This is a genomic window from Collinsella sp. HCP3S3_D1 (genome assembly GCF_052064015.1).
Classification (GTDB): domain Bacteria; phylum Actinomycetota; class Coriobacteriia; order Coriobacteriales; family Coriobacteriaceae; genus Collinsella.
The window spans coordinates 13,482-26,791 of sequence record NZ_JBQHWK010000019.1 but is presented as its reverse complement, the minus strand read 5'-3'; the positions used below and the strand labels follow the sequence as shown (position 1 = coordinate 26,791).

Annotated in this window: 9 protein-coding genes and 1 tRNA gene; 6 read left to right on the top strand and 4 right to left on the bottom strand. The window is 61.3% G+C overall.

Going from position 1 to position 13,310, the window contains the following annotated elements; genetic code table 11:
- The first annotated feature begins 206 nt into the window (after positions 1–206).
- Positions 207–2,294 carry a glutamine synthetase III family protein gene (locus tag ACTNDJ_RS07250; RefSeq protein ID WP_154517961.1) on the top strand — a complete coding sequence of 696 codons (2,088 nt, stop codon included), beginning with the start codon at positions 207–209 and terminating at the stop codon, positions 2,292–2,294.
- Between the two features lie 572 nt (positions 2,295–2,866).
- On the opposite strand, the gene ACTNDJ_RS07245 is transcribed toward ACTNDJ_RS07250, so the two are convergent.
- The 4 genes from ACTNDJ_RS07245 to ACTNDJ_RS07230 all read right to left on the bottom strand — a co-directional run bounded on the left by ACTNDJ_RS07245 (position 2,867) and on the right by ACTNDJ_RS07230 (position 7,385).
- Positions 2,867–2,943: transfer RNA gene (locus ACTNDJ_RS07245), tRNA-Glu, on the bottom strand.
- Between the two features lie 99 nt (positions 2,944–3,042).
- Positions 3,043–5,220 (bottom strand): MurT ligase domain-containing protein, encoded by a 2,178-nt coding sequence (locus tag ACTNDJ_RS07240; RefSeq protein WP_441064144.1) that lies wholly within the window; start codon positions 5,218–5,220, stop codon positions 3,043–3,045.
- 45 nt (positions 5,221–5,265) lie between these two features.
- The gene (locus ACTNDJ_RS07235) at positions 5,266–6,309 is read right to left on the bottom strand and encodes a hypothetical protein (protein WP_441016443.1); all 1,044 of its coding nucleotides are present in this window, start codon (positions 6,307–6,309) and stop codon (positions 5,266–5,268) included.
- Positions 6,309–7,385, bottom strand: a complete 1,077-nt coding sequence (locus tag ACTNDJ_RS07230; protein WP_154517956.1) for a hypothetical protein — start codon at positions 7,383–7,385, stop codon at positions 6,309–6,311. The genes ACTNDJ_RS07235 and ACTNDJ_RS07230 overlap by 1 nt, the downstream gene beginning before the upstream one ends.
- Before the next feature lie 500 nt (positions 7,386–7,885).
- On the opposite strand from ACTNDJ_RS07230, the gene ACTNDJ_RS07225 reads away from it, so the two are divergent.
- The 5 genes from ACTNDJ_RS07225 (at position 7,886) to ACTNDJ_RS07205 (ending at position 13,310) form a co-directional block, all read left to right on the top strand.
- Positions 7,886–9,100, top strand: coding sequence for an iron-containing alcohol dehydrogenase (locus ACTNDJ_RS07225; protein WP_117794788.1), 1,215 nt, complete (start codon positions 7,886–7,888; stop codon positions 9,098–9,100).
- Between the two features lie 151 nt (positions 9,101–9,251).
- A complete protein-coding gene (locus tag ACTNDJ_RS07220; RefSeq protein ID WP_441064146.1) occupies positions 9,252–10,319 on the top strand; it encodes a glycerol dehydrogenase in 1,068 nt (355 codons plus the stop codon).
- Positions 10,320–10,470: 151 nt separating this feature from the next.
- Positions 10,471–11,724, top strand: a complete 1,254-nt coding sequence (locus tag ACTNDJ_RS07215) for a 4Fe-4S binding protein (RefSeq protein ID WP_441064147.1) — start codon at positions 10,471–10,473, stop codon at positions 11,722–11,724.
- Between the two features lie 114 nt (positions 11,725–11,838).
- Positions 11,839–12,915 carry a redox-regulated ATPase YchF gene (gene ychF / locus ACTNDJ_RS07210; protein WP_441064149.1) on the top strand — a complete coding sequence of 359 codons (1,077 nt, stop codon included), beginning with the start codon at positions 11,839–11,841 and terminating at the stop codon, positions 12,913–12,915.
- A gap of 11 nt (positions 12,916–12,926) precedes the next feature.
- Positions 12,927–13,310, top strand: a complete 384-nt coding sequence (locus tag ACTNDJ_RS07205) for a DUF1648 domain-containing protein (protein WP_427719441.1) — start codon at positions 12,927–12,929, stop codon at positions 13,308–13,310.

The window sequence follows — 13,310 nt, the reverse complement described above, 5'->3', positions numbered from 1 at the left end:
GTAAACCATGCGGAGAGGTCTGTAATTTATACAGTTGATTGGCTGTTGAGGGTGGCAACATCGCCGCGATGCGGTAACCTCATTGATTAGTTTCGCGACGGCAACATAACGGTAATGTCGCGGAAACACGGCGAGTCTAAGCTATGACTCGTTCGTTAGTAATCAACACCGCTTCTCACGCGGTGCCGATACGAAGGGAGTTCCGTATGGCCGAACTTACTGACCGCTTCGGGACCATGGTGTTCTCTGAGGAAGTCATGAAGGACTACCTCCCCAAGGACATTTGGAAACGCCTTGCTGCAACCCTCGAGGACGGTGAGCCGCTCGACCTGGATGTGGCCAACGCCGTTGCCCATGCCATGAAGGTTTGGGCCATCTCCAAGGGCGCGACGCACTACGCGCACTGGTTCCAGCCGCTTTCGGGCATTACTTCCGAGAAGCACGACAGCTTCCTCGAACCCAACCACGACGGCACCGCTATTACCAAGTTTACGGGAAAGAACCTCATCCAGGGCGAGCCGGACGCCTCCAGCTTCCCCAACGGCGGCCTGCGTGCCACCTTCGAGGCCCGCGGCTATACCGCTTGGGATCCCACCAGCCCCGCCTTTATCAAGGACGATGTCCTGTGCATCCCCACGGCTTTCTGCTCCTACACGGGCGAGGCCCTGGACAAGAAGACCCCGCTGCTGCGCTCCATGACCGCGCTCTCGCGTGAGTCCAAGCGCGTTTTGGCGCTGTTTGGTAAGACCCCCAAGAAGGTCGTTCCTTCCGTGGGCGATGAGCAGGAGTACTTCCTGATCAAGAAGGACGCTTACCGCAAGCGCAGGGACCTGGTCATCACCGGCCGCACCCTCTTTGGTGCTGCTCCCTGCAAGGGCCAGGAGCTCGAGGAGCACTACTTTGGCGCTATCCGCCCCACCGTCTCGGCCTATATGAAGGACCTGGACGATGAGCTGTGGGCGCTTGGCATTCCCGCCAAGACCAAACACAACGAGGTCGCTCCCTGCCAGCATGAGCTCGCCCCCGTCTATGGCGAGGTCAACGAGGCCATCGACCAGAATCTGGTCATGATGGAGAAGATGAAGCTCATCGCCTCCCGCCACGATTTGGTCTGCCTGCTGCACGAGAAGCCCTTCGAGGGCATCAACGGTTCGGGCAAGCACAATAACTGGTCGCTTGGCACCGAGTCCGAGAATCTGCTCGATCCGGGCGACACCCCGCTCGACAACCTGCAGTTCATCGTCTTCCTCACCGCGGTGATCGAGGCCGTCGATAACTATCAGGAGCTCCTGCGTGCCTCCGTTGCCTCGGCCGGCAACGACCATCGTCTGGGCGCCAACGAGGCTCCTCCGGCGATTATGTCCATCTTCCTGGGCGACCAGCTTACCGAGGTCGTCGAGAAGATCATCGATGGCAAGGCTTCCGTCCATGCCACGCGCGGCGTGCTCGACCTGGGCGCCGATACCCTGCCCAAGCTGATGCAGGACAACACCGACCGCAACCGCACCTCTCCGTTCGCCTTCACCGGCAACAAGTTCGAGTTCCGTGCCTGCGGCTCCGAGCAGAACGTCTCCGACTCCAACCTGGTGCTCGATGCCGCCGTGGCCAAGTCGCTCAAGTCCTTCGCCGACGCACTCGAGGGTACGCCCGAGGATAAGTTCCAGGACGCCGCGCTCGAGTACTGTAAGAAGGTGCTGACCGATCACCAGCGCATCCTGTTCTCCGGCGACGGTTACTCCGACGAGTGGCCCATCGAGGCCGAGAAGCGCGGCCTTGCCAACAACAAGACCACGGCCGACGCTCTTCCCGCCTTTGTTTCCGATAAGGCTATCGCGCTCTTTGAGGAGACGGGCGTCCTGACCAAGGCCGAGGCTCAGTGCCGCTACGACTGCAAGCTCGAGAAGTACAACAAGCTCATGAACATCGAGGCTACCACGATGATTCGCGAGGCACGTCGTACCTATCGTCCGGTCATTACCGCCTATGCCACCAAGGTCGCTAAGGGCCTTGAGACAATTCGTGCCGCCGGTGCTGAGGCCGCAATGCAGTGCGAGCAGAACACGCTCAACAAGCTCTGCAACGGTATCACCGCCATCAACGACTCCATCAAGGCGCTCGACGCCGTGCATCAGAAGGCCGAGGCTCTCGATGGCCAGGAGCAGGCCAATGTGTATGCACACGAGGTCGTTCCCGCTATGGATACGCTGCGTGCCTCCGTGGATGCCATGGAGGAGATCGTGGCCGCCGACTACTGGCCGGTCCCGACCTACGATGACATCCTGTTCTACGTGTAGGGCATAGCCAACATATCGTCACGGTATTAAGCCGGGGTCCGCATCGCGCGGGCCCCGGCTTTTTGATTGCGAAGGACGCTTTGGAGTCCGTTTTGCCGCCGATTTGCCGGGGTCCGCACCCTGTCGGGTTCGAATCCCGGCACATGGGTAGAAAAAAGCCCGTCACCGCGGGGGTAACGGGCTTCTCGTTTTAAATGGTGCCCCCAGCGGGATGTCCGCGTGCGGCTGGCGCCGCCCGCCTTCGCTGCGTCGCTTCGCTCCTTGCGTGCTGCGCTGGAAAACGCTCACGCGTTTCCTCAGCTCCGTACCCTGTCGGGTTCGAATCCCGGCGTTGGGGTAGAAAAAAGCCCGTTACCGTGGGGGTAACGGGCTTCTCGTTTCAAATGGTGCCCCCAGCGGGATGTCCGCGTGCGGCTGGCGCCGCCCGCCTTCGCTGCGTCGCTCCGCTCCTTGCGTGCTGCGCTGGAAAACGCTTCGCGTTTCCTCAGCTCCGCACCCTGTCGGGTTCGAATCCCGGCACATGGGTAGAAAAAAGCCCGCCACCGCGAGGGTAACGGGCTTCTCGTTTTAAATGGTGCCCCCAGCGGGATTCGAACCCGCGATATCCACCTTGAAAGGGTGGCGTCCTTGGCCGCTAGACGATGGGGACAGCGGGAAAGAGTATAGCAGACTTTTTTATTCGTTCACATATCGTTGGCAAACTGAAAAACCACCACAAAGATGCCTGTCCCTTTGTGGTGGCGGGGCGTTAGGGGAGGAGCTTCATCGCGGCGTCGTGGGCGGCGTGTTCGTAGGTGTCGTCGAGGGGCTTGAGCGGCAGCAGGGCGGCGGCCTGTGCATCGCCACGGCGCTCGAGGGCATGGGCGATGAGCCAGTCGGCGAGCTCGGGGTTCTTGGGCAGTGCCGGTCCGTGTAGGTACGTGCCGATGACGCCCTTGTAGATGAGGCCCTCAAAGCCGTCGTCGCCGTTGTTGCCGGTGCCCGTGACGACAGATGTTCCGAGCGGCGTGGCCTCTGCATCGAGCAGGGTGCGGCCGCCGTGGTTCTCGAACCCCACAAAGGGCTCGGGTGCCAGGTCGGTCTTGACGGCGACGTTGCCTATCAGGCGGTCGGAGCCGCGCACGGTCTCGGCGGCGATGACACCTAGACCCTCGATGCGATTCTCGCCCATATAGTACGAACGACCGAGCAGCTGATAGCTGCCGCAGATAGCAAGCAACGAGCCGCCGTCCTCAACATATGTCGCAACCTTGTCCTTTTGAGCGAGCAGCTCGTGTGCCACAGCCAACTGATCGCGGTCGGCACCGCCGCCCATCATGACGATGTCGGCGTCGGTAAGATCGAGCGTCTCGCCCATGCGGACCTCGTCCACGCGCGCGGGAATGCCGCGCCAGGCGCAGCGGCGCTCGAGGGCGATGACGTTGCCGCCGTCGCCATAGAGGTTGAGGGCATCGGGATACAGATAGACGATGCGCAGCGGGCGCGGAAGCTCGACCGGCGCAATATCGGTGGGGACGGCGCTGCCATCGGTGCGTGTTACGGCGCAGGAGGCAACCGAGCTCGCATCGGCGTCTTTAAGTCCGTCGAGCTCTTTGACCAACGGCGGGAATGCCGTGTAATTGGCGACGGCGTAGAAGGTGTCATCGGCTGCCTCATCTGCCACGGCGCCGATCGCCTGCTCGATATTCGAGATGATGGCGGCGTCGATGCCGGCGTACTTCAGGCGCACCTGCATGTCGTGCGCGCGCGTACCCCCGGCAAAGGCGACAAGCCCTGGGGTATCGGCGATGCGCTCGAAGTCGACGTCGTAGATCCACGAGACATCGTGGCCGTCGGCGTCGTTGTCATTCAGGAAGAAGGCGCAGAGTCTGCCGCCTGCCGTTTTAATGGACTGGATCTGGCGATCGAAGCCCACGGGATTTTTGGCCAGGTTTGCCTCGACGGTACGGCCGGCAATCTCCCAGCGGCCCATGCGTCCGCCGGCGGGGACGTAGGCATCGAGCGTGGGCTGCAGATGCGCTGCGTCCACGCCCAACTCGCGCGCCGCAAAGAAGGCGGCGGCAACGTTGTAGACCATGTACAGGCCGTTGTAGCGCGTGGCGATGTGCGTTGCGGGCGCTTTTGCCTCGGGTCCAAAGGTCAGGTCAAAGCCGTAGCCGTCGCAGCCGAGCTCAACGCCTGTCACGCGACGGACCAGCGCGGGGCGACTCCAACCGCACGAAGGACAATGATAGGCGCCGAGCTGGCCGTACTGCACATAGTCGTACTCCAGCGGCGCGTTGCATTGCGAGCAAAAACGCGAGTCGCTAATGCGATCGGACTCGGTGCCCGTGGCGCCGTCGATGCCAAAGGCGATGCTCGTATTGGGGACGCGTGCGGCGATCGAGGCGCAGAGCGGGTCGTCGGCGTTATAGATGAGCGTCGTTGCCGGCGAAAGCTCCAACGCGTGGGCTATGACGTCCTGGGTGTGGTCGATCTCGCCGTAGCGGTCCAGCTGGTCGCGGAACAGGTTGAGCAGCACAAAGTACGTTGGCTTGAGCTTGGGCAAGACGCGCACCGTGTAGAGCTCGTCGCACTCAAAGACGCCCACGCGCCTGCCGCTGCCGGCACGCTTAAGATCGCTGCGGCCCTCGAGCAGGGCACCCACCACGCCCGGCTCCATGTTGTTGCCGGCGCGGTTGCATACCACGGTGGCGCCGCTGGCGGCAACGGCGTCGGCGATGAGGTTGGAGGTGGTGGTCTTACCGTTGGTGCCGGTGACCACCACGCTGCGGTCGACAAGGCTCGCGAGGTCGCTTAGCAGCTCGGGGTCGATCTTCATGGCGATACGGCCGGGGAGTACGCCGCCCTGGCGCTTAAGGATGGAGCGCAGCCCCCAGCGGGCGATATCGCTCGAAGTGCAGGCGAGAGATGAGCGGAAGTTCATGAAGCCGTTCCTAACGTGAATGACATGGTCGTGGCGATCGTGCCGTTAAAAGCCATAACGGCGCGCAAATTCCTGGGCAAGCTGCGATACGTCTTCGCAAGCGTTGGCCCAGGGGGCAAAGTCGGGAGTATCCGAGATGATACCGTCGGCCTCCCAAACTGCCTGGTGCGAAAGGTCCCAGGGGTCGTGCGGCTCGGGCCGGCAGGGAAGGTACGGCGTCTGATACATGGGGTTCAGCAAAAAGAACGCGCCGCCCTCGCAGCGGTTGGCAAACTCACGCAGGGCGCGTGTCGCCGGGCGCATCTTGTTTGTTTTGAACAGCAGGATCGTGCGGGCGAGTAGGTACCAGGGGGAGTTCTCGAGGGCATCGGCCCCCATCTGCTCCTCGAGCTGGTGGGCCAGGGCAAAAAAGCCGTCCTCGTCTTCCAGACGAGCGAGGGCGAGTAGCACGGTGCCGGCAGCTCGGGTGGGATAGCCTTCCGCCTTAAGAACACGGCGAGAGTAGTTGACGGCAGCACGGTAGCGAGCGCTCGCCATGCACAGCTGCGAGATGGCCTCGAGCGTGTGGAGCCACCCGATAAGCGCCGGCTCGCTCACGGTGAGATCGGCCGCCGTCACACCGTCTGCCAGCACCTTGTTGGTCCAGTAGTGCGGGGCCTCCATATCGAATCCGGGCACGCTTTGCCGTAAGTAATCGGCTGTGGTCGCCTCGAGCTTCATCAGGTCGCCCAGGCAGGCGTCGACGGGCGTGTCCGCCAAAATGATGGCAAGCAGCTGGGCATCGAAGACATACGCATCGACGCGGACGATCTTGAGCAGCTCATCGCGCATATCGTCGAACAGGCGGTTGCGAGTCTGCTCAAACTCCTCATCGCTGCCCATATCCTCGATACGATGGAGCTCGTCGAGCAGGTGGCGGTGAACACCGGCATAGGAAAGCAGTGCCTGGGCATGCTCGGTCTGCGCATACTTATGAGGGTTGACGCTTACGTCGTTATGGACAAGATCGCGTGCTGCATCGGTGAGTTCGGGGTGCGACGCAACGTAGGCGCGCTCCAGGTAGGCGGGGATGTAGACGCTCGGATCCATTAGAGGTCTCCTCCCTTAAACGGCAAGCCCTGCTCGGCCGCCCGCAGGATGCGCTCGTCAATCTGGGAACGCACGATATCGTTGGTGGCGACCCAGGCGGCAAAGCTGGCGTTGTCGGGGGCGCCCAAGCCCTCCTGCAGTACCGGCGTCGCTTCGGACAGCGCAAGGACAAGCTCGTCGGTGGAGCCCACGCCCACGTTGACGCGGGCATAGACGCCATCGGGAAACTCGGTTTGAAAGTAAAGCGCCTCGGCTGCGTGCGGGCACGAGCGCGCAAGGATGCGCAAGTAGTGTTCGGCGCCCTCGTAGTCCAGCTCGCGCCAGGCAGCGCTCATCAGCGCGATGAGCGTCCACGGGTCTAAGTCGCGCTCCGCGTCCTTGGGACGACGGCGCAGCGGCGTGTTGGCAAGATAGGGGACGGAGTGGGCAGAGCGAAAGCGTTTGAGCTCCTCGGCGGGGTATTCGAGTTTTGCCATGGCGAGCATCGCAGTGTGGCGGACACCGGCCGGATCGTTGGGGGCAAAGTCCAGGCTGCGGTTTGCGGTTTCGAGCGACAGGCGGTAACGGCCGCTAATGAGGGCGCGCGACGCAAGGGCGGCAAGCCAGCGCAGGTAGGGGCGGCGTGTAAGGTCGCCTGCGGCCTCGCGCTCGTAGGGGTCCTGCGCCGAGGCGATCTTGAGTGCCAGGTCGTGCTCGACTTCATCGCGCTTGGATACCAAGTACTGTACGTACTCCTCGTTGGAGTTAGCGGTGAGGGCGGTCAACATGCGCTGAGCGTCCCAGTTGGTCGGGTCGAGTGCGGCTGCCTCGCGAAGCATGTTTTCGGCAGCGGTCTCTTCTTGCTCTGCCTGGGTATCGTCAGGGATAAAGGGAATGCGGTAGTCGACAGCCTCGACTACCTTGGCAATCAGATGTCCGGCGCGGTCGCGGTCGTGCACGATGAGCGGCGCGGGGTTGCGGGTGAATTGTTCCATCAGACGCTCTACGGCAGGGCCGTCGGTGAGCGGGATATTGTCGCGGCGCAAGGCCTCAAGAACGAGGCGATGGCAATCTTCTTGAATGGGATCGAATGCCATGGGGCCTCCTTTGCTGCGGTTAGGGTTCAAATGTCTCTATATAAGGTTCTAGTTTACCCGCATGAGGCACATTGGGAGTGCCGCACTTGGACATGCACCTTTGCACCACGAAGACGGATGTCGCACAAATGTCGGCACCTTGGACGACCGAGTGGTATCACGGTGCCGCAAACGGTCGATTTTTGGCGGCGAACGGTGTGTCTTTTGGAGGGGCACAGTCCTGCCCTGGATATGTGGTCAACCTTGATAAAACGTTTGCCCAGCTTGGGAGCATGAATGCCGCATAAGGGTCTTCAGGGATAGAAAAAACGTTTCATCATTGTCGACTTTCGGTAAATAACTGACCAACCAGAACGGTAAAATAATATTTGTCTGAGCGTTGAGACGTTTAGACATCGCGCATTGTCATCGCCGGCAACGCGCAAAACGGTCCTAACGGAGCCAATCGGGTGCTCCGTTATATACGCAAGTCTAAGAGGGGCTTGTTTAGGAGGCACAGTATGGGACGTTTTACCAATCCTCGCGATCTGTACTTTGGTGAGGGCGCTCGCCACGAGGTGAAGAACCTCAAGGGCAGCAAGGCCATCATCGTGACCGGCGGCGGCTCCATGCGCCGCGGCGGTTTTTTGCAGGACGTCGAGGCCGACCTCAAGGAGGCCGGTTTCGAGGTCAAGCTGTTCGAGGGCGTCGAGTCCGATCCGTCCGTCGAGACGGTCATGAAGGGCGCCGAGGCCATGACCGAGTTCCAGCCCGACTGGATTATCGCCATTGGCGGTGGCTCGCCCATCGATGCCGCTAAGGCTATGTGGCTGTTCTACGAGTATCCCGAGGAGACCTTCGAGGAGGCAGTCGTCCCGTTCTCCTTCCCGGAGCTCCGTCAGAAGGCTCACTTCTGCGCCATCTCCTCTACCTCTGGCACCGCTACCGAGGTCACCGCGTTCTCCGTCATCACCGACTACGCCAAGGGCATCAAGTACCCGCTGGCCGACTTCAACATCACCCCTGATGTCGCCATCGTCGACCCCGAGCTCACCTACACCATGCCCGCCAAGCTGTGCGCTCACACCGGTATGGACGCTCTGACTCACGCCATCGAGGCCTACGTCTCCACCGCTGGTTCCATGTACACCGACGCCAACGCCCTGCATGCTATCCGCGAGATCGTCGAGTGGCTGCCCAAGTCCTATCAGGGCGATCATGAGGCCCGTCAGCACATGCACGACGCCCAGTGCATCGCCGGCATCGCCTTCTCCTCGGGTCTGCTGGGCATTGTCCACTCCATGGCTCACAAGACCGGTGCCGCCTTTGAGGGCGACCACATCATCCACGGTTGCGCCAACGCCATGTACCTGGGCAAGGTCATCCAGTTCAACGCCAAGGACGCTCGCGCCAAGAGCCGCTACGCCTTCATCGCCAAGGAGATCCTGCACCTCGCCGGCGAGACCGAGGACGAGCTGGTCGAGGCTCTGGTCCAGGAGATTCGCGACCTCAACGACAAGCTCGACATCCCGCAGGGCATCAAGAACTACGGTGCCAAGGGCGTGAAGGCCGACGAGTCCATCATCGATTACGATGAGTTCGAGGCTAAGAAGCACGACGTTGCCGCCAACGCCATCCTCGACGCCTGCACGGGCTCCAACCCGCGCCAGCCGTCTCAGGAGGAGATGGAGCAGCTGCTCGAGTGCGTCTACACCGACACCCCGGTCACGTTCTAATCGGCACACATTGTTCTGATAAGGGTCTCGCGCTCTGTGCGCGGGACCCTTTTTCTATGGTGCAATCTAACCTGTCCTCAATGCGCCAAGTTGCCACAAGGGGACAGGTGGCTTTGCACCAATCGTTGTTTGATGAAGGGCGGATTCTCGTATGGCGCTTCCTATGGTTTATGGCGGTCCCGGCCGGTATGTTCAGGGGCCGGGCGAACTTTCGCGTCAGGGCAGATACCTGTCGTGGTTGGGATGCTCCGCCTATGTCCTGTTTGACCAAGGCACCGAGGATCGGCTGTGCAGGCAGATCGTCGATGGATTTCTGGACGAAGATCTAAGCGAGCCGTTCTTTAAGATTTATGACGGTCCGTGTACGGAAGAGGCCGTTGTCGAAATGGCCAAGGAAGCCCAGGCTGAGTATTGCGACATGGTGGTGGGTATTGGCGGCGGCAAGATGCTCGATATCGCCAAGGCCGTTGCGTTTTATGCCGAGTTGCCGTTGTGCGTATGCCCCACGGCGGCTTCGATGGACGGCCCGTGCAGCGCGATTTCGGTGCTGTATCACGAGGATGGATCGTTCGACCGCTACCTGATGCTCGAAAAGAATCCAGATTTGGTTGTGGTCGATACCTGCGTGGTCGCGGCAGCCCCGCTGCGTATGACGGTCGCTGGCATGGGCGACGCACTGGCAACGTATTTCGAGGCGCGTTCGTGCGCCGCGGCGCACGGCGCCAACGAGCACGGTGGCGCGCCGGGACACTTGGCCTTGGTTGCGGCTCGTGCCTGCTATGACACGCTTATGGAGTTTGGTGTCGCTGCCAAGCGCGATCTTAAAAAGGGTCGTATATCGCCGGCGGTTGAGCGTCTGATCGAGTGCAATATCCTACTCTCGGGCGTCGGCTTTGAGAGCGGTGGCCTAGCGCTTGCCCATGCCATCGCCAACGGCCTGACGATTCTGCCCGAGTGCAAGGCCATGCATGGTGAGGCCGTGGCATTTGGCCTGGTGGTGCAGCTTCGTTTGGAGTGCGCGCCCGAGCTTGATCAGGTGCTCGAGTTTTGCCAGCGCGTGGGTCTGCCGACGACACTCGAGGAGCTGGGCCTTGGCGAGATTTCCGATGCCGACCTGCTGAGCGTTGCGGACGCAACTTTTAAGAACGAGCGCAATATGGCTAACGAACAGGCCAAGGTGACCAAACAAAAGCTCGTGCAGCTCATGTGCGAGGCATAGCTTGGCGCTTGATTGACCTTGTGCAATCGAGGCGGCGATAGGCCATAGGCTATTTGTCTCAATGATGCGCCGCATGTAATTTGCCCGAGGCGTGGGCCGATAGCGTATCATTATCTCTTGCTTGTTTGCACTGCTCAGGGAGGGGCCGCGCATGGCGCAGGAACACGATCTGTTTGATGACATTATCGAGATCAGCAAGGGTTTCGACTTTCTTAAAAACCCGCTTGGCGGTGTGACCGATGCGCTCGATCCGTCGGCGCCGCAGTGGAATCCCGCCGACTACAAGGAGCGTCCGCGCGGCAACACCATTCCGTGCCTGACCTGCAAAAACGAAAAGAGTGGCTGCTCCGCGTGCATGGATGTGTGCCCGGTCAACGCTATCGAGGTCGAGGAAGACTCCATCGAGATTTTCGACTCCTGCCGCAAGTGCGGCCTGTGCGCCGCTGCCTGTCCGACCGAGGCAATCATCTCGCCGCGCCTGGCGCCCAAAAACCTGTATGACGACATTGTCTCGGCGGCAACGAGCCACGAGACCGCCTACGTCACCTGCACACGTGCCCTCAAGCGCATGCCGCGCGAGAACGAGGTCGTCGTTGCCTGCGTGGGCGATATTACGGCCGAGACCTGGTTCTCGGTACTGGCGGACTATCCCAACGTGAGTGTGTACCTTCCGCTGGGCGTGTGCGATAAATGCCGCAACACCGGTGGGGAGGATATCCTGGGCGAGGCGATTGCGAAGGCTGAGGAGTGGTCTGGCACGGGTATGGGCCTGGAGGTCGACCCCAAGAGCCTCAAGTGCCATAAGCTCCGCGAGTACGAGCGCAAGGAGTACATGGAAAAGATTGCCCGCACGACGGGTCTGACGGTGACCAAGCTCAACCCGGCGACGGCGGCGCTGGCCTCGGTGACGCAAAAGTTGAAGGCCCATCGCCATCAGATCACCCAGCTGGAGCGCACGCTCAACACCATGTGCGGCACCACGACGGCAAAGCGTCGCCGTTCGCTCACGCACGGGCGGCAGCTGGTGCTTTCGACACTGCAGAACCACCCCGAGCTTGCCCAGAACATGCAGGTGAGCACGCCGGAGTGCGATTTTGACAAGTGCACGTCGTGTGGCGAGTGCGTCAATGTATGCCCCACGTTCGCCTGCGATTTGGTGGGAAGCGGCCGCTTCGCGTTGGAGTCCACATATTGCTTGGGCTGCGGCGCCTGTGTCAAGGTTTGTCCCGAACATGCGCTCAAGCTGGTCGAACACGATGCGTCCAACTTGGTTGTCGTCGACCCCGAAGCCGAGGAAAAGGCCGCTCAGAAGGCCAAAGCCCACGAAGAGGCCCAAAAGGTAAAAGCCGAGGCGAAGGCCAAGCTCGACAAGATGCTCGACCAGGTGGAGAAGCTCGCGGACTAGCCAGCTACCCCAATCTCTGCTTCATTTGCGCCGCCGCGGTGTCCGGATTCGCCCGGATGCTGTGGCGGCGCTATACTTATGCAGTTTGAAGTACCTGTACCAAAAGGAGCTGTCGTGTCCCTTTCCATCGGTATCGTGGGCCTGCCCAACGTGGGCAAGTCGACGCTGTTCACCGCGCTTACCAAAAAGACCGGCCTTGCCGCCAACTACCCGTTCGCCACGATCGACCCCAACGTGGGTATCGTCGATGTGCCCGATAGCCGCCTGCAAAAGCTCGCCGACATTGTCAACCCTGGCCGCATTGTGCCGGCTACGGTCGAGTTTGTCGACATCGCGGGCCTGGTGAAGGGTGCCAACGAGGGCGAGGGCCTGGGCAACCAGTTCTTGGCAAACATTCGCGAGACCGACGCTATCTGCGAGGTCGTGCGCTATTTTAAGGATCCCAACGTCATGCGTGAGGTGGGTCGCACGGGCGAGTTCGTCGATCCCGCCGGCGATGCCGACACCATCATGACCGAGCTTGTCCTGGCCGACATGGGCACGCTCGAGAAGCAGCTGCCTAAGCTCGAGAAGGAGGCCAAGCGCGACAAGGAGCTCATGCCCAAGTTTGAGGTCGCCAAGCGCCTGCTCGCCTGGCTCAACGAGGGCAAGCGCGCCGCGTCCATGGAGATGACCGACGAGGAGCGCGCCGCTGCCAAGGGCCTGTTCCTACTCACCATGAAGCCCATCTTGTATGTGGCCAACGTGGACGAGGACATGCTCAACGAGGACCTGGCGCCCATCGATGGCGTCAAGCCACTGCCGATCTGCGCCAAGATCGAGGCCGAGCTTTCCGAGCTCGATCCCGAGGATGCGGCCGACTACCTGGAGAGCCTGGGCCTGGAGCAGCCCGGCCTGGACGTGCTCGCGCAGGCAGCCTACAAGCTGCTCGGTCTGCAGTCGTTCTTTACGGCTGGCGAGATGGAGGTCAAGGCCTGGACGGTGCGTCAGGGCGCGACCGCCCCGCAGGCCGCCGGTGTCATCCATACCGACTTTGAGCGCGGCTTTATTAAGGCCGAGGTCATTGGCTATGACGACTACATCGAGCTCGGTGGCGAGCAAGGCGCCAAGGCTGCAGGCAAGCTGCGCATCGAGGGCAAAGAGTATGTCATGGCCGATGGCGACGTCGTGCACTTCCGCTTTAACGTGTAAGGACGGCGAGCATGTTTAAATATGGAAAAAAAGCTGGCTACATGGGCATCGCGCTGCTGGTGCTTGCAGTGCTTCCGCTGGTGGTCGCAGCGTTTGTAATCCCTAACATTGGTCCCGAGGTGGCAACAAAGTTTAATGCCGCCGGTGAGGTGACGCGCTGGGGCAAGAGCTATGAGCTGCTGGCGCTGCCGGTACTCAACCTGCTGCTGAGCGTGGCGACGTACTTTACGGCGGGACGCCAGGCAAAGAACAATGAGGACTCCGCCGCCATGGCGCGCATCGTGTGCGAGCGCTACCTGCGAAACGGCTGCATCACGGGCGTATTCCTCAACGTAATTAACGTCTACTTTATGTATTCGGCGATTACCGGCACAGGCTTTGGCCTGGGCTTTTAG